Annotated in this window: 24 protein-coding genes; 23 read left to right on the forward strand and 1 reads right to left on the reverse strand. The window is 35.4% G+C overall.

Annotated elements, in window-relative coordinates; genetic code table 11:
- The first annotated feature begins 14 nt into the window (after positions 1–14).
- The 8 genes from RBQ61_RS09875 (at position 15) to alr (ending at position 8,415) form a co-directional block, all read left to right on the forward strand.
- Positions 15–884 (forward strand): radical SAM protein, encoded by an 870-nt coding sequence (locus tag RBQ61_RS09875; RefSeq protein ID WP_308137160.1) that lies wholly within the window; start codon positions 15–17, stop codon positions 882–884.
- A gap of 21 nt (positions 885–905) precedes the next feature.
- Positions 906–1,337, forward strand: a complete 432-nt coding sequence (locus RBQ61_RS09880) for a VOC family protein (RefSeq protein WP_308137161.1) — start codon at positions 906–908, stop codon at positions 1,335–1,337.
- A 177-nt stretch (positions 1,338–1,514) separates the two neighbouring features.
- A complete protein-coding gene (locus RBQ61_RS09885; RefSeq protein WP_308137162.1) occupies positions 1,515–2,048 on the forward strand; it encodes an RNA polymerase sigma factor in 534 nt (177 codons plus the stop codon).
- Entirely contained in the window at positions 2,041–2,352 is a 312-nt protein-coding gene (locus RBQ61_RS09890) for a hypothetical protein (RefSeq protein WP_308137163.1), read from the forward strand. The genes RBQ61_RS09885 and RBQ61_RS09890 overlap by 8 nt, the downstream gene beginning before the upstream one ends.
- Positions 2,349–4,511: a lipopolysaccharide assembly protein LapB gene (locus tag RBQ61_RS09895; protein WP_308137164.1), complete on the forward strand. Its 2,163-nt coding sequence runs from the start codon at positions 2,349–2,351 to the stop codon at positions 4,509–4,511. The genes RBQ61_RS09890 and RBQ61_RS09895 overlap by 4 nt, the downstream gene beginning before the upstream one ends.
- Before the next feature lie 199 nt (positions 4,512–4,710).
- A complete protein-coding gene (mraY, locus tag RBQ61_RS09900; protein ID WP_308137165.1) occupies positions 4,711–5,679 on the forward strand; it encodes a phospho-N-acetylmuramoyl-pentapeptide-transferase in 969 nt (322 codons plus the stop codon).
- 84 nt (positions 5,680–5,763) lie between these two features.
- Complete coding sequence (gene argC, locus RBQ61_RS09905; RefSeq protein WP_308137166.1) at positions 5,764–6,801, forward strand: N-acetyl-gamma-glutamyl-phosphate reductase; 1,038 nt, start codon at positions 5,764–5,766, stop codon at positions 6,799–6,801.
- Positions 6,802–7,308: 507 nt separating this feature from the next.
- Positions 7,309–8,415, forward strand: a complete 1,107-nt coding sequence (alr, locus tag RBQ61_RS09910; protein ID WP_308137167.1) for an alanine racemase — start codon at positions 7,309–7,311, stop codon at positions 8,413–8,415.
- Between the two features lie 121 nt (positions 8,416–8,536).
- Here alr and RBQ61_RS09915 read toward each other — a convergent pair whose 3' ends face one another.
- Positions 8,537–10,798 carry an excinuclease ABC subunit UvrA gene (locus RBQ61_RS09915; protein WP_308137168.1) on the reverse strand — a complete coding sequence of 754 codons (2,262 nt, stop codon included), beginning with the start codon at positions 10,796–10,798 and terminating at the stop codon, positions 8,537–8,539.
- Between the two features lie 375 nt (positions 10,799–11,173).
- Here RBQ61_RS09915 and RBQ61_RS09920 point away from each other — a divergent pair, with 375 nt between their 5' ends.
- From RBQ61_RS09920 to RBQ61_RS09990, 15 genes are all read left to right on the forward strand, one after another.
- Positions 11,174–12,700, forward strand: coding sequence for a hypothetical protein (locus tag RBQ61_RS09920; protein ID WP_308137169.1), 1,527 nt, complete (start codon positions 11,174–11,176; stop codon positions 12,698–12,700).
- A 474-nt stretch (positions 12,701–13,174) separates the two neighbouring features.
- On the forward strand, positions 13,175–14,935 hold the full coding sequence (locus tag RBQ61_RS09925) for a flavocytochrome c (RefSeq protein ID WP_308137170.1): 1,761 nt from the start codon (positions 13,175–13,177) through the stop codon (positions 14,933–14,935).
- A gap of 441 nt (positions 14,936–15,376) precedes the next feature.
- Entirely contained in the window at positions 15,377–15,592 is a 216-nt protein-coding gene (locus RBQ61_RS09930; RefSeq protein ID WP_308137171.1) for a hypothetical protein, read from the forward strand.
- 5 nt (positions 15,593–15,597) lie between these two features.
- The gene (locus RBQ61_RS09935) at positions 15,598–16,329 is read left to right on the forward strand and encodes a DUF6076 domain-containing protein (RefSeq protein WP_308137172.1); all 732 of its coding nucleotides are present in this window, start codon (positions 15,598–15,600) and stop codon (positions 16,327–16,329) included.
- A 37-nt stretch (positions 16,330–16,366) separates the two neighbouring features.
- Positions 16,367–16,891 (forward strand): RNA polymerase sigma factor, encoded by a 525-nt coding sequence (locus tag RBQ61_RS09940; protein WP_308137173.1) that lies wholly within the window; start codon positions 16,367–16,369, stop codon positions 16,889–16,891.
- Complete coding sequence (locus RBQ61_RS09945) at positions 16,888–17,592, forward strand: DUF4367 domain-containing protein (protein ID WP_308137174.1); 705 nt, start codon at positions 16,888–16,890, stop codon at positions 17,590–17,592. The genes RBQ61_RS09940 and RBQ61_RS09945 overlap by 4 nt, the downstream gene beginning before the upstream one ends.
- Before the next feature lie 106 nt (positions 17,593–17,698).
- Complete coding sequence (locus RBQ61_RS09950; RefSeq protein WP_308137175.1) at positions 17,699–18,052, forward strand: hypothetical protein; 354 nt, start codon at positions 17,699–17,701, stop codon at positions 18,050–18,052.
- 240 nt (positions 18,053–18,292) lie between these two features.
- Positions 18,293–19,129: a hypothetical protein gene (locus tag RBQ61_RS09955; protein WP_308137176.1), complete on the forward strand. Its 837-nt coding sequence runs from the start codon at positions 18,293–18,295 to the stop codon at positions 19,127–19,129.
- A 91-nt stretch (positions 19,130–19,220) separates the two neighbouring features.
- A complete protein-coding gene (locus RBQ61_RS09960) occupies positions 19,221–19,736 on the forward strand; it encodes a hypothetical protein (protein ID WP_308137177.1) in 516 nt (171 codons plus the stop codon).
- A gap of 616 nt (positions 19,737–20,352) precedes the next feature.
- Positions 20,353–21,066, forward strand: coding sequence for a phosphatase (locus RBQ61_RS09965; RefSeq protein ID WP_308137178.1), 714 nt, complete (start codon positions 20,353–20,355; stop codon positions 21,064–21,066).
- A gap of 135 nt (positions 21,067–21,201) precedes the next feature.
- On the forward strand, positions 21,202–21,627 hold the full coding sequence (locus tag RBQ61_RS09970; RefSeq protein ID WP_308137179.1) for a CBS domain-containing protein: 426 nt from the start codon (positions 21,202–21,204) through the stop codon (positions 21,625–21,627).
- A 308-nt stretch (positions 21,628–21,935) separates the two neighbouring features.
- Complete coding sequence (locus tag RBQ61_RS09975) at positions 21,936–22,769, forward strand: hypothetical protein (protein ID WP_308137180.1); 834 nt, start codon at positions 21,936–21,938, stop codon at positions 22,767–22,769.
- 184 nt (positions 22,770–22,953) lie between these two features.
- Complete coding sequence (locus tag RBQ61_RS09980; RefSeq protein ID WP_308137181.1) at positions 22,954–23,436, forward strand: hypothetical protein; 483 nt, start codon at positions 22,954–22,956, stop codon at positions 23,434–23,436.
- A gap of 319 nt (positions 23,437–23,755) precedes the next feature.
- A complete protein-coding gene (locus tag RBQ61_RS09985; protein ID WP_308137182.1) occupies positions 23,756–24,658 on the forward strand; it encodes a TSCPD domain-containing protein in 903 nt (300 codons plus the stop codon).
- Between the two features lie 27 nt (positions 24,659–24,685).
- Positions 24,686–25,543, forward strand: a complete 858-nt coding sequence (locus RBQ61_RS09990; protein WP_308137183.1) for a MerR family transcriptional regulator — start codon at positions 24,686–24,688, stop codon at positions 25,541–25,543.
- Positions 25,544–25,703 lie beyond the last annotated feature (160 nt).

Genomic DNA, 25,703 nt, shown 5'->3' on the forward strand with positions numbered 1-25,703 from the left:
CAGGGCGAGCAGCTATGCATTATGCGGAATACAAATCTATACTCTCGGCTAAAAACGGAATGAATATATACAGGGGTTGCAGCCACGGCTGTATCTACTGCGACAGCAGAAGTACATGTTATCAGATGAAGCATGATTTTACCGATATAGAAATAAAGAAAAATGCTCCGGAGATGCTTGAGGAGGCGTTGAAGCATAAACGCAAAAAATGCATGATTGCTACAGGCTCCATGTGTGATCCGTACATTCACATTGAAGAGGAAATAATGTATACACGCAAATGTCTTCAAGTTATAGAGAGGTATGGCTTTGGACTTTCTATACTGACAAAGTCGAGCAGAATTCTGAGGGATATAGATATTCTAAAAAGAATAAATGAGAAATCTAAGTGTGTAGCTCAGATGACGCTTACCACTGCTGACGAAAATCTATGTCGCATTCTGGAACCCGAAGTCTCAACTACCAAGGAACGTTTTGAGGCGTTGAAGATACTCGGTAAAAATTGTATACCTACGGTGGTATGGTTGGGACCTTTTCTGCCGTTTATAAATGATACAGAGGAGAATTTCAGAGCAATTCTCAAATATTGCATAGAAGCAAAGGTACATGCAATAATGTGCTTTGGCATAGGCGTAACTATGCGTGAGGGAAACAGAGAATATTTCTATAAAAAGCTGGATGAGAATTTTCCTGGAATGAAACAAAAATATATCCGAATGTTCGGTAGTTCCTATGAATGTCACAGTCTAAATCATAAAAGACTTATGAGTATTCTTCATTCAGTATGCAAAAAGAATAATATTATGGTTGGAATGGATAAGATATTTTCGTACCTTGGTGAATATGAGGATAAAAGAGTAAACGAACAAATTAGTTTGTTTTAAATATTAAGAAGGGAGCAAAGTATGAACAGAATGAATATTATATGCCTGGGGGTCAGAGATATGGAAAAATCCATCAGGTTCTACAGAGACGGACTGGGCTTCAGCACAGAAGAAAAGAGTAATAATCCGGAAATTGTTTTTTTCAGCACATCAGGAACAAAGCTGGAATTGTATCCCATTGATCTACTGGCGGAGGATATTGACAAGGATAATCCGCCGGAGATATGTTCCGGATTCGGAGGTATTACACTGGCATACAATGCTAAATCGAAGGAAGAGGTTAAAGCGGTTATTGAACTGGCGCGCAGGGCTGGAGCTAAAATTGTAAAGGAGCCTCAAAATGTATTTTGGGGAGGATATCATGCGTATTTTTCAGATCCAGACGGTTATTACTGGGAGGTTGCATGGGGACCTAATTTTAAATTTGATGACAATGACATGCTGATATTTTAAATATATTTAACCGCACCACTGCTACATCCAGTGCGGTTTTTTTATTGAAAATATCTATGAAGGTTGATAAAATTAACTTTGATTTGTTATTTTTCAGCAAGTCGATATAATAAAATCTATAATATATATTGCAACCTTTTCTGGATTGTATCGTCTAAATAAATGGGAGGGTAAAAGGTGGCAGAAAAGTTATTGATAAAGGGACTGAAAAAAGGAAAAGAAGATGCATACAGCCAAATAGTACGGGACTACGGAAATAAGCTCCTGAGAACCTGCTTCCTTATGCTTGGTAACAGAGAAGAGGCAGAAGACGTTGTCCAGGAAACTTTTGAAAAGGTTTTTGAAAAGGTTGGAAATTTCAGGGAGGATTCTGGACTGTATACATGGATTTATACTATAGCACTCAACCTGTCCAGAGATAGGCTGAGAAAGAAAAGAGATGTTCTTGCCCTCGAAGATGAATGGCTTGGCAACGATGATGTTGAATCTCATGTTGAGGAAAGCATTGACAGAGAGGTTTTGAAAAAGGAACTTTTCAAGTTGCATCCTATGTATATGGAAGTTATGGTGCTGTTTTATTTTGAAGAGCTTTCCATAAAAGAAATTTCAGTTCTGCTTAATGAAAAAGAAGGAACCATAAAAAGCAGGCTGTCAAGAGGAAGAAACATATTGAAGGAAAGTTTGTTGAAAGGAGGACGACTCAATGGATAACAGAGACAATATTGGATTAGAAATAAAAAAAATAATGGAAGAAGAAACAAAAGATATAGTCCTGTCGCAGGCGGCATTGAATAATATACTTAATCACAGAAAGAAAACACTTAAAGAAAAAATAAATGAGTTTTTAAACAGAGAAATAGAAATTCCTTTAGCGCCTGTCCTAATAGGATTTGCAGCTTTGTTTGCTGTTACATTGATTCCGAGAAGCGCTTTTAAATTACAAAATGAAAAAATAATTGACATAGGCGGTTCGCAGGTTATTGTCAGAGAAAGCTGTGAGGTGAGCTTGAAATGAAAATAAAAATTAAAGTAAAAACATTGATTTTTATAGTTTGTATTTTTACTGCAATATTTATGTGGGTAGTACCATCTTCAATTTTAGGAATAGCTGATTATCTTGATAGGAAGAACTCTGACAAAGCAGTTTTGTTTTATGAAAAATATGCTTCCTATCCAACAACATCAAGTGTAGAGGGATGGTATGTCTATGCAGATAAGCTGGTAGAAGGTTTTGATAAGTACACTATTTTTTTAAACGGTTGGGGCGGAGCAAATCAGGAACTTGGAGATATGGAAAAAGCAAAGGAATTATTTTCTCGTATAGTTAATTCAACTTCCTACAAAAAATCAGAAAAACACTATGTTATCAAGTCCTATAAAATGCTTATGGATATTGCAATTTCTACGGGAGATTCAGAGACTCTCCGTGAATGGATTTCGTTTGGGCAGAAGAATGATGACCAGGATATAAAATACATTTCAGACATATATAATGGATTTTTAATGCACGTAAACGGAAATAATGAGCGAGCCGAAGAAATAATTTCTGAGTATGAGGGTACAGAATACGCGGATGTTAAGCTTGATATATTAAAAATGGAGACAGCTCTTTTCAATGAAAATTATGATGAAGCTGTATTAATCTCAGAAAAAATAACGAACATAGATTGGAAAACGCGTGATGAAATAGTATTTGGATCATCAAGATACTACGACAGAAACTACTGGCTGGATGAATTCAGCAAAAATATGAAAGGAAGCAATGTTGTTAAAGGAACCGTAACCTATAAGGGGCAACCTATGCCCTTTGTTGAAATATATGTACAGGAAGCAGGAGGTCTCAGAGGAGGCGGTGACAGTTATATTGGAATAACAAATGAAAAAGGAGAATTTAAGACCATCGGTTTAAAAGACGGAATATACAGTATAGGAATGGGATTGAATACTTCGCTTTTGGAGGATAAGGTTATTAGCCGCGCGGGCTATGAATATGTCACTATTGGTGGTGCAGATAAAGAAATGAATTTTGTTTTTAACAGCACCATAAATGTTAGTTCACCAAAGCCAAGAGAAAAAATATCAGGTAATGAATTTACCGTTTCTTGGGAAAAAGTAGAAGGAGCGGATCACTATACTGTTCAAGTGGTAGTGTTTTCTAATCCCTATGAAAAAGGCGGGAGCAGTGTAACAACACCAATCTCTGACAAGAACGGAAATGTTGAATTTAACGAAAACTATGCTGTGTTTGATGTGGATAAACTTAAGGAAAAATCAATAGGAATCTCATATGAAGGGGAAGAAATGCTTCTTGGTTATGAAGGAGTATTAGGAAGCTTTTTACATGGAATAGAATATCCAATTACAGTAAACGCATGTGACGAAAACGGCAAAATTATTACCGGAAGCCTGCCTATGCGAACATATTATGACCAAATACCAAGTATTACAATAGAAGGCAGTGTTACCGACGGAGAAAAAATGATTATAGATAAAAAATATCCGGAGGCAATAGAGTATTACGAAAATATTCTCTTGGAAGAACCTGACAATACAGATGCATTGATGTATTTGATCAAAATTTACGGCATTGGATGGAAAAAAGGTGAGAGAAATATTGAGAGGGCAGTTGAGCTTGGCAAGAAATATGCCGGCTTAACTGGAGATACACAGCTGATTTTCAGAACGTTGGACACAATGGACAGAGATGAAATAAAGGAAAATAAGGACTTAATTTATTCAGCTATAAAAAAAAGTGATAAAAATCTTGGAACAGAAGGTAACAGGCTGTTGAGCAGGTGTTATATCGCTTACGAAAATTGGGAGAAAGCAAGAGAGACATTATTAAAAATAGATGATTATGTACCCGACAATCTCTTTTATCTAAATTTGTATTTCGGAGACTATAAAGAGGCAGCAGAAAATCTGAAAAAATTATATACATCCGAATTAACTACCGATAAAATCTCAGAATCGGTGATGGCCCTCGAGGATATTCCTCCTGACGATTCAGATAAAGAGGTTTTTAAAAGCTTTTTGCTAAAACTCGTTAAAGGTGTGGAACACAACGATGGAAAGAAGCTATACAATCAAACAACAAACCAAATCGAAAACATAAATATAAAAAATATTCTGTACGGAATTTATTTAGAAAGAAACTGGGAGTCAAGGTATTAATTTCGGCGAAGAGCAATATAGTGAAATTTAAGCAATTTTAACGTTTAATCTTCGCCTTGGGGACTAGGTTTTTGCCATATGTATCTGGTTAATTAATAGGTAGAATTGGGGCGAATATTATAATTACCTATATTTTTCATTTTAGTACCAAGTCCAGCTAAGAATTGTTATTATAATACATTTCGGAGGAAATAGATCTATGATACAATATTTTACTTTTAGCTTGCTTTTTACAGCTTTATTTTTAAAGGTATTTATTGACAAGCTATCTAAAACAAGCTTTTTTAAAAGAACAGAAAATATAGACAGCAATAAGAAGTCTTGCATACAGGAATTGCATAAGCATAAAGCTGCAACTCCAACAATGGGAGGTGTTGCTATTAATTTGACATTATTTATTTCCACTGTAGCTTACAGTGCTTCAACGAGTAGAATAATATGGAGTAACTTTTTCTTATTGTTATTCGGTCTGATGGGGTTTGTTGATGATTATATAAAAGTTAAAAAGAAGAGGGATGGCATAACTCCAAAAGAAAAGTTAGCCGGTCTTATTATTATAGGTGTAATTATAACTATATATTTAATTCTCTCCGGACAGATAAATACACAAATTATGTTTCCGCTCATAAGTAACTCGATAGAAATTAACACATATCTGTACGGTGTTTTTACGGTGTTTCTGATTGTTTTAGCAAGTAATAGTGTCAACATTACAGACGGAGTAGACGGGCTTGCGTTGGGTATATGTTCTATAGTCTTTGTTTTCATTGGAATATGTGCATACCAATTGAGGGACGATAAAGTACTGTTTGGAGCCATAATCATGGAGGGAGCCTGTCTTGGTACTCTGTTTTTTAACAGATATCCTGCTAAAATTTTTATGGGAGACACAGGCTCTCTTTTTTTAGGAGGGTCAATTGCTGTATTTTTGATTGAATTGAACATACCCCTATGGATATTTATTGTACTTTGCGTTTGTATTTTTGAAACAATCAGCGTGATAATACAGTTGTTTTCATTAAAATATTTTAATAAAAGAGTTTTCAAGATAGCGCCTTTCCATCATCACCTGGAGAAGAGTGGCTGGAAAGAAAGTACTATTACATTGACATTTTGCATTATAACTTTTGCGGCATGTTTTATTGCATATCTGGGTTTTGGAGCATAATACGATGAATAGTATTTTTAAAATATGGAGGTACGGCGTGTAACAAGAGGAAAACAATGAAATCATGTGCATGGGAGGTATATTATGATAAAAGTAGGAATTATAGGCTCCACCGGATATGCCGGACAGGAATTAGTAAGGCTGCTATACGGCCATCCGGAAGTAAAAATAATTAAAACTATTTCGGAAACCTATATGGATAACAAGTATTCTTACGTATACCGGAATTTTACCGGGTTTAGCCAGAATGTCTGTTCTGCTCTTGATTATGAAACTATTGCAGACGGTATTGATGTGCTTTTCACATCTCTGCCATATGGTGCTTTGATGGAAAGGCTTAATGACGATATATTAAATAATGTAACAGTTATTGATCTGGGAGTGGATTATCGTTTATTGAACAGTATGGAGTATAAACAGTATTATAGCAAGGAGCATAAATCTATTCATCTTTCGCCTAGGTTTACCTATGGCCTTTGTGAGTGGAATGAAAATGAGATACAAGAAGCCGAAAACATTGCTAATCCCGGATGCTTTGCAACGGCAATCCAGCTTGCACTGCTACCGCTTATCAAAGAAAAAATAATTTTGACCGACGTGATAGTTGACGGAAAATGTGCGCTGTCAGGTTCAGGTAGAACTCTTACACTTGGAACCCACTTTGTTGAGGCGAACGAATCAGTTAAGCCTTACAAAATTATAAATCACCCCCACAAAGTAGAAGCTCGGAAAGCGATTGAGCATTTTACCCATGAACAAGTAAAATTAACCTTTGTACCTCACATTGTCCCTATGCAGAGAGGTATGCTTGTTACCTGCTATACTAGGACTGCAATGAAAGTTGACTATGATTTTATCAGAAGCATATACGAAAAGTATTATCATTGCAAGGAGTTCGTTCAAATACTGGATCGCGGCATGTATGTGGAAACAAAATGGGTTAGAAATTCAAACATGTGCCATATAAATTTCGAAGTGGATGAACAGGACAATTCATTAATCATATTTGCCGCAATTGATAATCTAATAAAAGGGGCGGCGGGACAGGCTATACAAAACCTGAATATAATGAATGGATTCCCTCAAAATACGGCGATTAATTATGTACCGACATGTATTTAAATACTATTCAATTAGATGGATGACCTTTCAACTTATAACATTTATATCTTAAAAAACCAAAAAAATTTACTAATGGTAAGAGAAGTGCAGCAGGTGAAGTTGTCGGAGGAGTAATGGGTGATGATTCACCTTCAGGCGCTAACAATGCATGGGCTTTGACTGCAGGAAAATTATCAGCAGAAGCAGTTGCAGAGGAATTAAAATAACTTTGAATATATAGAATATTATGGACGTTTCAAATGTCATGGATGATGTTGAAACGTCCTTTTTTTATTTCTTGTTTGCTAAAAGAATATTTAATTATTTTGCTTATTGTGATATGTTTTTCTTATAACAAAATATTTATTGTAGCTTTTATATAAAATGTTCATAATTCAAACTGTTGACTCTCAAATTAAATCAAAATATAATGGTGTTATGCAATAAATATTTTTGGAAGTGTTGGGAGCTCTTAAATTGCTTTCTATGAATAAAAAATAATAATTTAAATGAAAAAAAGGTGGTAAAATGATTTTAAGAGATACAGTTGTAGAAGTAAATTTGGATAAAATTAAATACAATATGAAGCTGATTAAGGAAATGTGCGGAAATGATGTAGCTGTTATGCCTGTAATAAAAGCTGACGGTTACGGGCACGGTGCAGTTGGAATAGCTAAAACGTTAATGGAATCAGGGGCGTCTCATCTTGCGGTGGCAACACTTGTAGAAGCTATAGAATTAAGAAAAGCTTATGAATATTATCCCATAATGATTCTTGGTCATACACCTAACAGGCTTCTTGGAGAAATAGTAAAATATAATTTAATACCGACAATTTTCAGCTCAGAACAGGCAAAAATTCTTTCAGACATAGCAGCAAGTTCACATAAAAAAGTAAAAATACACATTAAAGTAGATACGGGATTTCACAGACTTGGAATTTATGATGAAGATGAAATAGCTTCAATTTGTTCATATCCAAACATAGAAGCTGAAGGAATTTTTTCACACTTAGCTCTTGTAAATGATGAAGAGAATAAAATGCAGTTTGGCAAGTTTACAGATATGATAAATAAACTTGAAAAAAGAGGAATTACATTTAGATATAAACATATTTCTGACAGCATAAGTCTTGTGGATTATCCTGAGTATAGGATGAATATGGTGCGCCCCGGCGCATTAATATATGGGCTGAGAGGTTTTCATAAAGGTTTTATAGGAGTAGAAACATGCATATGCTTTAAAACACGTATTTCTCAAATTCATGACATTAAAAAAGGTGAAGGCGTAGGATACGATTATTTGTGGAGAGCAACAAAGGATACAAAAATTGGAACTCTTCCATTTGGGTATGCAGACGGTTATCCAAGAAATATGAGAGATAAAGGATATGTTACTATAAAAGGTATAAAGTGTCCCATACTAGGAGTTATTTGCATGGATCAATGCATGGTTGATCTTGCAGGTGTTTCAGATCCTCAAGTAGGAGATGAGGCAATAATATATGGGGACGGTAAAAATAACACAATGAGCATACAGGAGGCAAGTGAACTTGCCGGTACAAATAAAAATGAAATAGTTGCAAGAATTCTTCCAAGACCTCCGCGTGTATATGTGTCATCTGAAAAAAAATAGCATATAGAAACCTCCGAGTAAATATTAATTACTCGGAGGTTTCTATATATAATGATTATAAGTTAAACAAGCAGTGGTATATAAATTATAAGTTTGTTATTTTCCATCTTATAATTTTTAATTACGGCAGACTGTCAATCAAGTACGGCCTTGTTACTGAAGTGTCGGAATTAAGTAAGTTTTTAACAGTCCCGGAAAACAGAATATTGCCTCCGGAAATTCCACCTCCAGGGCCCAGTTCGATTATGTAATCGGCATCCTTCATAACCTCGAGACTATGTTCAACGAGAAACAGGCTGTTGCCCTCATCAACTAATTTGTTAAAAAGCTTCATAAGCTTTCTTACATCCTCTAGATGAAGCCCGTCTGTAGGTTCGTCAAGTATAAAAACAGCCCCCTTTTGATTAAGCTGGCTTGCAAGCTTAACTCTTTGAAGTTCTCCGCCGGACAGTGTAGTCATGGACTGATTAAGGTGAAGATATCCTAAGCCTACCTTTTCAAGTGACTCAAGCTTTTTCGTGAAGTTTTCTACCTTGAAAAAGTCGATTGCTTCTTCTACAGTGAAATCCATTACCTCCGCAATGTTTTTGCCGTGATACGTATATTTGAGTACGTCCTTGGAAAATCTTTTGCCATGACACACATCGCATACAGTTTCTATGGTGTCCATAAATGCCATTTCCGAAATAATAATACCCTTGCCGCCGCATGCCGGGCATGCTCCCTTTGAATTAAAGCTGAATAAATTTGGCTTCAGTTTATTTTCATGAGCAAATATTTTCCTTATGTTGTCTGATATGTCAAGATATGTCGCAGGTGTTGAACGCAAGTTTACACCGATATTTTTTTGACTTATTGAAATCACATTTTCATGAAACACATTTTGAAAATATTCCATCAGGGAGCTTTTACCTGATCCTGCAACTCCTGCAATAACCGTCAGCACTCCAAGAGGAAAATCTACAGAAACATTTTTTAAATTGTGAATTTGAGCATTTTTGACAGAGAACCACTTTTTCGGTTTTCTTATAACTTCTTTCAGAGGAGCTTTCTGTCCTAAGAGTTTTCCGGTTAAGTTATCGGATTCTATGAGTTCAGAATACTTACCCTGAAATATTATCATCCCGCCGTTAGTTCCTGCTTTGGGACCCATATCAATTACATAGTCAGCCATTTTTATAATTTCTCTGTGATGTTCAACAATCAAGATTGTATTTCCATGATTTTTCAGCTTAATCAGAGAATTCTTAAGCAGTTCTATATCTTTGGGATGAAGGCCGACACTCGGTTCGTCCAGTACATACACCATATCAGTCAAAGAAGAATTTATATATTTTGCAATTTTAATTCTTTGAGCCTCTCCGCCTGATAGGGTTCCGGAGCCTCTGCTTAATGAAATATAGCCCAATCCTATTTCAACCAAAGCAGTCAGACGTTTTATAAGCTCTCTTTTTATATCTTGTGCCAATGGATTATCAATACTTTTGATAAATTCTATAGCTTCTGGAATCGGCATATCATCTACATCTGCTATACTCTTGCCATTTATTTTACAGCTTCTTATCTTATGGTTTATCCTTGATCCGCCGCATTCAGGGCATGCTGCGGTTGTTACCATTTCATCCAAAATCTTTTGATGGCGTTTGCCTTCTTTAGTGCTTATTATACTTCTGTACATCCTGGGATATATACCTTCAAATTTTGCTGTTTTTGGCCAATTAGACGGAGGGTTTTTCACCTTTACTTGAGGAGAATAAAGAAATAAGTTCAGCTCTTCATTTGAATAATCCTTAATTTTTTTATTAAGGTCAAACAACCCGCTGTATGCATATCTTTTCCATCTCCATGCTCTTGTTGTAAAAGTGGGAAAGTTTATTACACCTTCGTCATTTAAGCATTTATTAAAATCTACAAGTTTATGTATATCTAAATCTGTAATATCACCCAGACCATCACATCGAGGGCATTTCCCCAATGGGTGATTAAACGAAAAGCTGTCCGAATATCCTACAAAGGGTTTTCCAACTCTTGAGAATAAAAGTCTTAAAAAAGGTTGAATGTCCGTGTACGTTCCAACAGTGGATCGTGTATTTGGTGCTGGTTTTTTTTGATTGATGATAATTGTTACAGGAAGGTTCTCTACCTTTTCAACGTCAGGCCTTCCGTATTTTGGAAGATATTGCTGAACAAAGCTGGGAAAGGTTTCATTCAGTTCTCTTCTTGACTCTGCTGCTATAGTGTCAATACAAAGTGATGATTTCCCGGAGCCGGACACTCCGGTAAAAATTGTTATTTGTTTTTTGGGTATCTTCACTGAAATGTTTTTTAAATTGTTTTCACAAGCATTTACTATATTTATAGTGTTGTTTTCATCAAAATTCATTTGCTTTTGTTACTCCTGCTAAAAATTTTGCTCTATTGTTCCTCAGTACACATCCGGCTGATAATTCCCATTTCCAGCCGACATATTGTCAGTATATAGCCAGATTTAAAATAAATCAACAGTAAATAAAAAGTAGTGACAAGGGGATGGTAGTGTTGTCACTATTTTAATAGCACAACAATCAAATTGAAATAGATAAAATAATAGTATATAATGTAGAAGTTATAAGATAAATTTAAAATATTTTTGGGTAGAAACATCCGGATAATTATATTATACCTAAAATATGACGACATACGGTTATTAAGAGATAATGGATATATAAGAGTTTTTAAGTCAAGGAATATATCAAAAAATAGTTTAGGGGTGAAGGTATTGAATGAACATGATTTTAATTCCATGAATGAACAAGAAGTTGATAAATTATTGAAAAACGGGGAATCTGAATTACAGCCTCAAAGTGACGTTGTTAATGAAATAACTCCTTGGAGTAAGGCTATAAATCGTGTGCTTGTGGGTTTGGCATTGAGCACATTGACGCTGAATTTTCTTTGCCTTAATTATATTTTACCTGCAATTGGTATTGTGCTTATGTTGCTTGGATTTCGTTCTTTGCGTAATGAAAATTTTGGGTTTAGAGTATGTTGGATAATTTCAATTATCAGAATTTTTTATTTCTTTCCAGGGTTGATACTGAATGCAACCATTTGGCAGAAATATATTTATCAACTTCCTGTCATTACTGCTTTGAACTATGTCAATATTGCTTTAATTATTGTTCTCATGTTTTGCCTGCGCAGCGGTTTTCGCTCGGTGCAGATAAAATCGAAATCACCTGAAAATATAAGCGGAATTTCTGCACTTATTGTTTGGTATGTTATTTTATGTGTACTTGGTTTGATTCAGTATAATGGGTGGATTATTGCAATTATAATTCTCATTGCCTATGTGTATATTATCCGAAGTCTTTATGGCTTGTCATCTGAACTTAATAAGGCAGGATATGCAATTCAAGACGCTCCCATTAAAATATCAGACAAAAATTTAACCAGGATTATTTTAGGGGTTCTTGTTTTGGGTATTGCCTCAGGCTATTTGTTCTTTGGCAAATATCCTATGTCTTGGGAAAAAATTAACGTGGCTGAGCAAAATAAATACGAAGATTTAAGATTACATTTGTTGGATATGGGATTTCCGGAAACTGTTTTAAATGATCTTACTGAAAATGATGTTTCAGATTGTGATGGAGCAATTCGGGTAGTAACTGATAGGGAAGATCATGCTGTAAATGATGGCCGGGAAGTAACTGAAAAAAACGGAAATGCTACCTATATTTCAACGGTTTATGATGTTATGGAGCTGCGAATCACAAGTGTAGCAGTCGAGCTTTCAGGTGAACGAGAACAATGGAAAATATTTCACCACTTTGATTGGGTTGTAGATCCGGGGTTTTACGGAACAGAAGTCATTCAGCTATGGCCAACTTACAGGGGTGACCGTGGCTGGTCAAAGAATGGAAATTTTTCAGGTCATGTTCTATACGATGATGATGAACAAACTTATGCGGCACCATACTACAGTCTAGAGTATGCAACTTATCAAAACGAAAATATTTTTTTTGGAAAACAGGTTTCCACTGATGCTTTTGCTTCATTTTCTTTTCCCACCGGTAAGGAACACTACAGAGGATATGTTTCTTATGAAATTCTTGAAAATGTAGACGGTTATATTATTGACTCGTGGATAAACTATGTTCATCAACGAAGCCGATTGCAGTATCCAGTGCAGACAGCGCTAGATTCTCGAACAACATCATCGATGTTTTCTTCTAACAGGGTTTTTTTTATGATTCAAGATGCACTGCAATTCGATCCTAACGACAAAGATGCAAAACCATTTTAGTTGGTATAGCTAAATAACCTGGAAAGTTCATTAAATCTTTGAATTTAGAAGCTGACAAGTGGACGTTGTTGTCATCTGGTATTTGATTAATTATCAAACGAAATCTGGGAAGAGGATAACAAATAGAGTTGACACAATTGTTCATGTTAAAAAAATTAAGACTAATAAAAGCGAAAAGGAATGACAAGGTGTTTGGTTTGTTTTCATCTTAGATTAATTTATTAGGAATAATGCTCCCATTACGGCATCATATTACAAGTGTGTTGTTGTGATGGGATTTTTGTTGCAAATTTAATATAATGACATATTTGCAAAGCGTATTTTTTTCATAGGATATAATTGTTAAAAAACATACAAACATAATTTTATTAACTTTATATTTTTTAAATTAAGTAAAATAATATTAGTATTGACAACATTTATCATTAAGTCTATAATACGTTAAGTTAAAAAAATATCAAAAAAGGAGCTTTTATGAAATTGAAAAAAATGTTATCACTACTGCTGGCAGTAATGCTTGTTTTCTCAATGACTGCATGCCAGCAAAAAGAAGTTGAACAGCCAGCTGAAGCGAATAAATCGGAAGAGCTTGTAAGCACTTCTGTTCAGGGAGAGGGAACTGGAAAATACGGCCCATTTAAGGTTGAAGTTACTTTGGAAAATTCCGAAATTAAAGATATTAATGTTACAGAAAGCTCAGAGTCAGGGTTCACTGAACCTGTAATTGCTCAGTTAACTAAACAGATGATTGATTCAAATTCTGTTGATGTTGATGCTGTTACAGGAGCAACTTTAACAAGTTTTGCATTTATCAATGCTGTTAAAGATGCTGTAGAACAGTCGGGTGCGGCGCTTACTGCAAAAGAAGTTAAAGCAGTAGAGGAAAAGGTTGAAGATGCTTCAACTGACATAGTAATTGTAGGAGCCGGTGGAGCAGGACTTACAGCAGCAATCGAGGCTACTAACAAAGGAGCAAACGTAATAGTTGTTGAAAAAAATGCATTTATGGGTGGAAATACTAACTACGCAACAGGTGGTATGAATGCAGCCGGAACAAAATATCAAGAAGAAAAAGGAATAGAAGATAGTCCGGAACTTTTCTATGAAGATACTATGAAGGGTGGAAAAAATCTTAATAATCCGGAACTTTTAAAGGTATTTACAGAAAATTCTGCTGATACAATTTATTGGCTTGAAAGCATTGGTGCTAGCCTGTCTGAAGTTGGAAGATCAGGAGGACAAAGCGTAGATAGATTACATAAAGCACCTGGTGGAATGCCAATAGGAACTCATTTAATGGATGTTTTTAGCAATCAGGTTAAGGAACTTGGAATTGAAGTTAGATTAAACACTAAGGCAGTTGAGATATTGTCAGAAGGAAATACTGTAACTGGAATTAAAGTTGAAAATGAAGATGGAAACAGCTACACTATTAATGCAAAAGCTGTAATATTAGCTACAGGTGGATTTGGAGCAAACCCTGAAATGGTTGAAAAATATAATCCAGCGCTTAAAGGATTCGGAACTACAAACTCACCGGGAGCAACAGGTGATGCATTGGCAATGGTCGAAAATCTCAATGTTTCATTGACTGATATTGATCAGATACAAACACATCCTACAGTTGTTCCAAAAATCAACGAAATGATTACCGAAGGTATAAGAGGTGACGGTGCTATACTTGTTAATCATGAAGCTCAGAGATTTATAAATGAACTTGAAACAAGAGATGTTGTATCAAAGGCTATACTTGAGCAAAACGGAGCTACTGCATTCTTGGTTCTTGATAATCAAACATATAAAGATGCATCTACTTATGAAAAATATAAAAATCAAGGTCTTTTAAAGGAAGCTCAGACGCTTGCAGAACTTGCTGATATTATGAAAGTTGACGCAGCTACTTTAGAAGCAACAGTTGCAAAATACAATGAAGCTGTTAAGGCGAAATCAGACCCTGATTTCGGCAGAACATCATTGGAAGTTGAACTTGTTGAAGGACCTTTCTACGCAGTTGAAATATCCCCTGCAGTTCACCACACAATGGGCGGTGTTACTATCAATACAAGCACACAGGTTATGAACGAATCCGGCGAACCGGTTGTAGGATTGTATGCTGCAGGTGAAGTTACTGGAGGAATTCACGGCGGAAACAGAATCGGTGGAAACGCAGTTGCTGACATAACTGTATTCGGAAGAATAGCTGGAGATAATGCAGCAGCTTTTGTAGGAAAATAATTAAAAAGTTCCGGATATAGGCGGGGCGTAATAGGGAAGTTTGTACTTTCTTACGGTAAGGCACAGGATATTTCGGTATCCTGTGCCTTTTCCGTTTTCACCACCAGCTGTTTGTATTGGCGGTGGGCGAAAGCCCGCTGTCAATACAAACAGCTGGTCTACCTTAAAGAGTAGTAAACGTATCCTCACGCCCCACATTTTCCTGTTGCTTTTTCGCTCTCTGTCCGTTACAAATGAGAGCAACCAATTTTTTTGAAACCGTAGGGTTTCGTGAGACGTCATTCCATTACCGTGGAGTGGCGGCTTTTGCTATTTCACAATCATAGGCATCGCTCCTTTCATAGTCTAATTATTATATATAATAGCAATTAGACTATAGCCATATATTCAAGACTAATGTATAATTTAACAAGGAATAAGTCTTTGATGAGGTGACAAAGGATGGCACAAAAATATAAGGTCTGGATTGCAGATGACAAAGAGCATTTTGAATTTGGGAATGAACAGAAAAAGAAAAAAGACTTTCCCTTTGGGGAAAGTCTGATGGATTTGCTGTATTTGGATGTGTGGTCTGACAGCAGTTTTTTGAGGGAATGGGTAACGCTCTCATGGAACTGTATTCTTCCAAGGAACAGCGGTATGCAGATGAATTCTTAACTGTATTGGACACGATAGCGCCCAAACATATCTACTTTGAACTGCTTCGTTTGGAATGGCGGGAACGTTTGGAACAGGCGAATCGACAAAATTATGAGGATATTGTGAACCTGCTGCCTCGCAAGGTATTGACGCACATTCCATCCAATATTCACACCATGCAGGAACAGATTAAAACAATCTTTGCCTATGTACTGGATTTGGACACCAGCTCCAAGGAGCCAGTACGGAAGAAGATGGTTCGGTATTATAATCACCGTGGCAGTGACCAGCTAAATACTTTTCAATTCCAGCCCCAGCCCATGAGTTTTGAGGTTATAGATAAGAGGACATTTACGGAGGTGTTGTATCCCAATGATATTTATGACATCATTGACTACTTTGTCCGTGAGTTTGTAAAGCGTGGACAGCCTGTACGTATCTGCAAAAACTGCAAGCGGTATTTTGCCATTGTTGAGCGTACTGATGCGGAATACTGCAATCGTCCCATAGACGATAAGGGTCGTACCTGCAAAAATATGGGAGCTATTACCCTTTGGAATGAAAAGCGAAAAGATGATGAAATCTTTAAAGTTTACCGCAGAGAGTACAAAAAACGCTTTGGGTGGATTAAGGCAAGGAAAATCGAGCACGATGCTTTCTATGCTTGGAGTCAAAAGGCCAGAGAACAGAAGGCAAGATGTGAAGCTGGGGAAATCCGCTTGCAAGAGTTTACTGAGTGGCTAATGAATTCATAATGGTTTCTGGATTTTGGTAACACAGGGAGGGATATAAATGCTGATATTTTTACTTGCACTTATTGATGATGAAGGTGACCGTCAAAAATTCACAATGATTTTTAATCAGTATCATATCCAAATGGAGAAGGTTGCCATGCGTATATTGTCGGAACAAAGGGATGCAGAAGATGCAGTTCAGAATGCCTTTATGCAAGTTATAAAGCACTTTGAAAAAGTTACAGAGATTCCCTGTGAGGAATTATTGTTTTGGCTCATTTCTATAACGAAGAACGAAGCTCTCATGATTTGGCGAAAAAATAAAAAAACAGTACCTCTGGAGGATTGGAACGTATTCACGTCAGCATCCGATAGCGACATGGATTATAAGGCATTAGTGGCTCTTTTTATGCGTATGCCGGAAACATATCGTGCGGTACTTGAAATGAAACTGTTGTTGAATTATACAGATCGTGAGATTGCTCAGCATTTAGGCATCACCGAAACCGCAGTCAGCACTCGTGCCAGCCGAGGTCGTCTGTTACTGCAAAAGCTTGTGAGAAAAGAGGGATTTCACATATGACTGATGAAGAAGTTGATAAACTTATGCGCAGAATTTTACTGGATGCATTGCAGTTGGAGTGGGCTGATTACTTAAAAAATACTTCTCCTGTGGAAACATCAAAACAATACCGTTATGCAATGCAAAAAATGCTTGCTGATCCTCTGGCGTGGTATCGTAAAGAGACTCGTCCAATATGGAAAAAATCACTTCAGGTCGTGGCATCCATTGTAATGGCTTTCACTATTGCTCTTGGATCGCTTATGGCTGCAAGCCCTACTGTTCGGGCTGCAGTTCTGCAATGGGTCAGAGAGTGGTATGATACACATATTGTTTATCAATATTCAGGGGAAGCAACACAGGCAGAAATGCCTCAATATCAAATTGCAGATTTGCCAGAAGGTTATGTGGAGATTGACAGGAGTGAATTACCGGGCTATGTAAGCGTGACTTATCAAAATGCAGACGAAGAAATTTTATATCTGGATTACTCATTTATCCAGCAGGGTGCGGCATCTGATTTTGTGACAGATAGCATGGAGGTATCTGAAATTACAGTAAACGGATGTCACGGACAACTATTTCTATCGAAAACACCAGAGCAAACAAGCGCTATCACTTGGATTGACGTGGATAAAAATCTACAATTCACTGTGGATGGTTTCTTGAATGAAACAGAAATTTTGAATGTAGCTGAGAGCGTTTTTTGGAATAAAAAATAAAATAAAAAAATATATAAAAATTTGTGAGAAATTTACCTTCTGCTGCATTTACATAATAGAAACACACAAAGTATTCTCTGTTAAAATGTAGAAGGAGGTGATTTTTATGAAAAAGAGTATTTTTGCTATTGTGTTACTGCTTGTGCTGACACTTTCAATGTCAGCTGAGGCGGCGGAAACCCGAGCGATTCGCAGTCGACCCAGTTTATCATTTAGCGGAACTACCGCAACCTGCTCGGTTGACTGCAAAAGCGGAAACTCCAAAGATGATTTATCCGTAACCCTGACCCTTTGGCGAGGGAAAACGTTGGTTGATTCTTGGAGTGACTCAGGAACTGGGCGAGTTATTCTATCTGAACAATGCACAGTTAAAAAAGGTCAGAACTACAAGCTAACCTTGTCCTATTCGGTGAATGGACAAGCACAATCTTCTGTATCTGTTACCGGTACGTGCCCATAGCCATAGAACTATACCCTCCTAATCCGTATGATAAGAGCCATGCACTCTACCTGGTTTGATTAATCTTAGATTGGGATACGATGGGTAATTTGAAAGTTTATAATAAGGAATAAATATGGTGTCATACAAAGAAACTTAAATTTAAAAAGGAAAGAAGGTTTATTTATGAACAAAGTTTTTTCGTCCCTATTAGCATTGTGTGTTGCTGTATCAATGCTTGCATCATCAGCTATTACGGCAATGGCTGCCCCAGTGTATGAGGGTAACGACTCCACCACTACTATAACAACTGAATATGAGGCAGTATTAGAACAGTCAAAGATTTACAATCAACAAAGGAGTGCAAGAGGCATTGATCCTTTGGTAGAATTTGAAAAGGGATTTACCAAGAGAGCCGCTTTATCGGAAGCGGAATTAAAAGGAATGGGGTATTCCAAAGAAGAAATAACTGCACTAAAGGAGTATTTGAAAGGCAATATCTCGTTTGAAGCTGCAGCAACTAGAGCCTCGGCCGATCTTACAGCAACACTGACTAACTCTAAGCATACCACAACACGATATACCTGTAAATATAGTTGGTCATGGGACAAAACACCAATAGGTCTGGGTGAAGATGCATTTGCTTTGGCAATGTCTGGAATTGACTCGAAGAGCAAAGCCTTTGAAACAAAAAAAATGAGTAGCTCAGCATCAGTAAGCTTTCATTATACAGATGGTACCTTCTACAAAACCGAAACTCCATCGACATCCACAAGTGGAAATTCTGTAAAATGCACCTTTGACTCATATAAAATGAATAGTTTGGGAGATCGCTGGGTCTGGGCCAAGAGCGGATATATTACATTGTCTATTGCACCAGCCGTTTCTAACAGCACAACCTTTGAATGCGCACGAGCATATGGTGAATATGCTCACTCCACTACATCTTCAGGAACGATAGATATTTCTGTAACCGTTGATGCCGCGGGTTCAATTACTGTTTCTTTCACCCACAGTAAGGGTAACACCAAAAGAACGCTTTGGGGGTATAAACAAATCATTTTTTACAATGACGGCACATCTCATGAAGAATCCTAATTTGGCGCTAACTAAATAATATAATACTACCAGTGCAGGTCCTCGTTAACGGGGGCCTGCAAATTGAAATCTTTGAGAGAGGAGTATGTCCATGGGTAAGGTGTTTTGGAAATCCGGTTTTTTGATTTGCTTATTATTTTGTTTAGTTTCTTGTCAAACAAATACTAATAAAGGTTCAATAGACCCTGCTACATACACGTGGCCAGTTACCGACTCATTATCAACTGAAATAGAGTATAGAGAAGGGGGGAAAATTAAATATGTACATGCTCAAACTGGTTATGCGGATGCAAGCGGTATATATGAAGATGTAAATTACTGGACTGTCTATATTGAAAATGTAGAGCTTGGGGATATTGAAAACTATATTGCCCAGTTGAAATCATATGGTTTTTCATACTTTAGTTTTGATGAATCTGAGGAAGAACCTAATGTTGAATTTGTCTGGCCAGGTTATTTTATGTGGGATGGCACGACCGAAAAATATATCATCAAAATTTATTTAAACGAAGAAAAACAAGAAATGAAAAACGCGGAAACTAACGAAACGTTCTATTATAATTTGCGTCTGGAATTATTAGATAACAATATATGGAAACCGCATTAATTGACAGGCAACAAAGTTAATTAATTTTATCCCTTAAGTACTGAATTAATGAATATGCGTACCTCTGATGAATATATTTGTAGTTATTGTCATAAGCCCTATATACTATTATATAGATGAGGTCGTACAAAATAGTAAGGCTTACTAGTTTTGCTCCGCATCACCCTAATTACTATGGAGCTTTTCACGTGATTATGCTGAATGATGTAATGCGGCAAGCAGGACAAGCATAGCCCAAAATAGAAGCAACCAACAAGGAGACATATCTCTGTCGGTTGCTTCTATTTTGGCCAATGGTTATTGACTACGAAATAATACAAACTCTCAACCGATTTGCTTGACAGCCTTTTCTCTAACTTCCCTATGAAGCCCGCCTTTTCCGGAACTTTTTATATAACAGCCATTGCAGGGAAATAATTTATAATTAACAGGAAGCTTCCCCAATAACATGGTGAGCTTCTTTGTATTGCAAAGAAAATGCTGTTAAAGATACAAATATACAATGCAAATATGCACAGAGTTTTTAGTAAACTAATTGTTGTGGAAATTAATTATGAATTAGTTTATAATAAAAGCCATTACGACGTGAAACTATAGAAATAGGGAAGGATAATAAATGAAATTTATATTAGATACACATACACACACATTGGCCAGCGGCCACGCTTACAGTACCATACGTGAAATGGCTGCTGCAGCAAAAGAAAAAGGATTAGAGCTTCTGTCCATAACAGAGCACGGACCTAAAATGCCAGGTTCAGCTACAGATTTCTATTTTGCAAATTTGGGTGCAGTTGACAGAAACATGTACGGTGTTGAATTGCTTATGGGTTCTGAAGTGAACATAATGGATTACGAAGGAAATGTGGATTTGAAAGATAGCTTGCTAAAAAATTTAGATATTGTTATTGCAAGTATGCATTTGCCGTGCATTGCACCGGGAACAAAAGAAGAAAATACGAAAGCCTATTTAAATGTTATGAAAAATCCATATGTAAACATAATAGGTCATCCTGATGACAGTAACTTTTTAGCGGATTTTAAAGCTCTTGTTTTAGGAGCAAAAGAACATAATGTTTTGCTTGAATTAAATAACTCTTCTCTTGATCCTAATAATTACAGAAGAGATACAAAGAAAAATGATATTGAAATGCTTAAATTGTGCAAGGAATATGGTGTTCCTATAGTAATTGGCAGTGACGCTCATACAGATACTGCAGTGGGAAGTCATGATTTGGCAATGGAAGTAATAAAAGAAGCAGAATTTCCCATTGAACTTGTTATAAATCGTTCTGTTGAAGAATTAAAAAAATTTATAAAAAAATATTAATTTAATGGTTTGTAACGAGCATAAAAACGTGTTTGAATTTTTTGAGAAATAGTAAAAAAATTTCAAAAATAATTTCGCATTACTTCATTAATAAAAACATATGCTGAGGGAACTATATAATCGGAGGTGTTTTTATTGAAATTAAGAGATATAATGTCCAGAGAAATTGCCAGCTTAAAACAAGATGACTCAATAGAAGCTGCAGCTCAATTAATGAAACAACATGATGTAGGCTCAATTCCTATTACTAATCAAGGAAAAGTTATTGGTATCGTCACAGACAGAGATATTACTCTAAGATCTGTTGCATCAAATAATCAATCTAAGTCGCTAAAGGAAGTTATGACTTCAAATCCATCAGTAGGCTCTCCTGAAATGGATGTGCATGAAGCTGCAAGAATAATGGGTGAAAAGCAGATACGAAGACTGCCGGTTGTAGAAAATAACTGTCTCGTAGGAATGGTCTCATTAGGGGATATTTCTGTGGAGTCAAAGCTTCAGGACAATGCAGAAGTTGCTCTGAAAAACATATCAAAACCTTCATCTAACGCTTTTAAATAGCGGATTATTAAAAGCAAAACAGGATAGCTCCTGTTTTGCTTTTTGCTTGTCATTGAAATGAAATTGCTCTTGCAGTATATGCTCATTGTAGTTTTCTAATTATAAAAAATTTCTTTGTTAAATAAGTAATTTAGTCAAAATGCTGCAGCTAAGTATGAATACAGAATGAAAAGCCTTGGAAAATCAACATTCCACAAGAGTTTCTATTGCTGGATGTTTGACTTTATGATATAATGTCGAAATATAAAGTTTAAAGAACGTTAAAATGTGATTATTAGAAGAATAAGAAAAGGTTTGGATATAAAGATATGTTCAAGAAAAGTAACCATAAATATAAAATAATATATAATAATTATCAGTTTTATGAAAGTTCTGCACTGATTGGATTTATAAGAAATCAAATGACAGAAGGCTATTATCTTTGTGGAATGATAGGAGAATTTTGCAACATATTAAAATTTTGTTATGCAAAGACTAAGTCTCCAAAATCATGCGCAATTTTCCGTAAACGTTTAGACGAACAGATAGATGCAGAGATAGAAAATATGAAAAACGAGGGTGCGAAAATTATATGCCAGAATAATTTGTACATAATATTTGAAGTTGATTCTTATGAAGTTGTTGAGACGAAGTTAGAAATAGCGGAAAAAAAGCAAAACAATTTACTTAGTGTTCCTATAAAAAAATCTATAGTTTTTATTTCGGTGCTACTTGTGCTTTCTGTAATCGGCTTGATTTTGAAAATATTATTGATAGAAAACGGGAACTTACATATTAACATTTTGAGTTTAGTGATTTGCTTAGCTCTAATTATAAATTTTCTTTTTTATTTTACAGGTGATATGCACGATATTATTTTCGGTATGGGGACATGCACAGATGGTAAAATATATTTTTCTACCCGCACAAAATTCAAAGATATGTTGTTTCATGTTGGAGATATATTTAAGTTCGGAATATTATTGGGAAGTATTTGCATTAGTGTAGCAATTTTATTAATTGCAAATGATGAAGTAATAGCTATTGATGTTTTAAAAATGTGGTTGATATGCTGTATTGGTGGTTATGCATCCAGGTTGCGCTACCAACGATCATATATATACCTGCTGCTAATTGAAGTGCTATTGGTGACATTAGGTTAATAGTATCAAGATTGTCAATGAGATAATTCAAAATGTGCAAGATGACAATGACAGCGTCCATGTACACACGAGTGTTTATAATTAACATAGACGGAATTTTACATCTTGTGTTATACTGTTCATAGCGAAAAGCTCATTTTGTTGTTTGTTATGAATAAAACATGCAATATTTGAAGAGGATTTTATGGATGTTAAGAGAGTTAAGAATGTTATTAAAAAGGTTGTTTTTATTATAGGTATATGTTTGCTATTAAACAGTCTAAGTAAAGATGTTGTTTATAATGAATATATTGATGAGTCCGCAGAAACTCTGACTTCTGAGTTAGACAATATATATTATTCATGGTTTTATAATATAATGGAGGTTAGCAAGAATGAAGCTGTTGTTCGATATTGCATGATGGGTGGTAATGTCCGATTGGGAACGCTGTCTGTTATTAATAATACAACATTGAACATTCAAGCAGAAAAAAGAAATGGAGATATTAAGCTTCTATTAATTGATGATGCCTCAGAAGAAGTTGTTTTTTTTGATAACATTATTAATAATTATAATGATTTTTCGTTAGAAAAAGGAGTATATCAAGTTTATTTAGTTGGCAGCTGGTTCTCTGGAAAGTTTAGTATGACTTTTTCTGATGCATTATTTGAAGATTACAATTCTTAAATTTCTATAATATTAAGTGTAGCGTAGATTTAACAGTAAATTGATAGCTTTTTTAAGCTATATAAGCTCACAATATATTAAGCACTTATCAAAAAGAAGGTGAATAAAAAGTTCTCCTTCTTTTTATTATTGACAATAAAGTAACAGTTTTATCAACAAATGCTTTTAAATTGCTGGATGTATTGCTATCCTGCAAAATTAATTAATTTGTCTCTAGATTTAACATTGACCTTTGTGCAGCACAAAGTGTTATGATAAAAAAAAGATACAATTATTGACTTAAATTGTAGACTATAGTATTATAATTAGGAGAGAAAAGATGAAAAAAATTATTAAAAATTTAACAATCGTTACAGTGTTAGCATTAATGCTTACTGCTTGCGCAGCACCAGCAGAAGAAACACAGGAGACACAAAAACCAGTTGAAGAAGCAAAGTATACAGCAGGAGTATATACAGGTGGAGGTAAAGGGTTTGAGGGAAGTATGACTGCAGAAGTTACACTTTCTGAAACAAAAATAGAAGATATAAAAGTTACTTCAAACGAAACACCAGATATTGGCGGCAAAGCAATGCCTCAAATAATTGATAAAATTTTGGAAACACAAAGACTTGATGTAGATACAATTTCGGGAGCAACAAAATCATCTGAGGGACTTTTAACAGCAGTTACAAAAGCTCTTCAAGAAGCTGATGTAGATGTAGAAGCATTAGGCGGTACTTTTATAGAGGAAGAAGCTGTTCTTCCTGCATCTGAACGTTTAAAAGAAATTACCAAAGAAGGTGCAGAAGAAGGAGTTAGAAAATTTGAATTCGAAGCTGACGGATCAACATGTACTACAAGCTTTGTAATTGGAACTAATGGTACTAAAGTTACTAATGTTGAATTTTTAGGCGATCCATGTGTTGGAAATACAACAGGTATAATACATTTGATAGACGGAATGGAAATGACTGATGTTATAGAAGATTTTGAAGGTATTAAGTGTCCAGGAGCTAACGATGTTTCATCATGTCCAGATCAGCTTGCAAAAGGTCTTAAAGAAATTTTAAATCTTTATGCAATTGAAAGCGGAGACAATTCAAAAGATACAGATGAAATGTTAAATGCCGATAATGGTGATAATGATGACAATGTTGACGGAGAAGAAGATTCAAAGAAATTTAGTGGTTGCGGAGGCAACTGTCTTGCATGTGGAGGAGCATGCTTCCCAAGATCATAATAAAAATTAACATAAGAAGGTAATTATATGAATGTTTGTAAAGATGGTTTATTAAGTGTTTCAAAGTTTGCAGAAATTTGCAACATAACAGCTGAAACATTAAGATATTATGATAGGGAGGGATTGCTTACTCCGGATTATATAGACCCGCAAACATTATATAGATACTATTCGGTTGAAAGATACAGATGTGTAAAGGTTATTTGTGAGCTTAGAAAACAAAATTTTTCAATTTCGCAGATTAAAGATTTGTTTGATAACGCGGACAGGGATTTTGCGAAGGACATCCTTGAGAAAAATTTAAAAACAATAGATATACAGATTCAGCAGCTTCAGAACAAAAAAGAAAATTTGGAACTGAAGATTAGATATCTAAACGGTGAAAACTTATTGGATAGATGTAATATTATCGAGGAAAAATTATTTGATGATCGATATTCCTTAGTTAAAGAAACAAACAGGGAAATAACAAATTACAACGATTTTTTCTATACAATGTCTGCTGTTGAAAAAAATCTGAGCCAAAACGAAGATTTTTTTATACAAATTTTTTCCAATACTTGTTATATGGCTTTAGTTAGGGAAAACCCTGAATGGAGTTCTTACAAGGATTCGCCTGTAAGTATTGCAATTCAATTAAACAATAAGTGTGATATAGTTCCTGAGGGCTTCTATTTGCATAAGAGTAAGTCGGGAAAATATGTGTGCATGATTAGTAAATGCAGAATTTTTGATCGAAAAAATCAAATTGAAAAAATGTTGAATTATATAGCAGATAAGGGATATAAAATCAGCGGTGATATAAGAGTAATATTCTTGGCAGGGCAGGTTCTTATAAGTCCTTGTATTAATATGTATTGTGAGTTCCAAATACCAGTAGAATAACAGAAGAAAGCCTGAATAACCTTTGTATAGATAAAGGTTGCAAGATGTATAAAAGTCGTAAGATTAAAATGAGATCTTACGACTTTTTATGTTTGAAAATTGTATAAACAGTTGTATTGTGGTAAAATATAAGCAAGAAAATTTGTGCTGTGCTTGTATG

The sequence above is a fragment of the Sedimentibacter sp. MB35-C1 genome, assembly GCF_030913635.1.
Lineage (GTDB): Bacteria > Bacillota > Clostridia > Tissierellales > Sedimentibacteraceae > Sedimentibacter.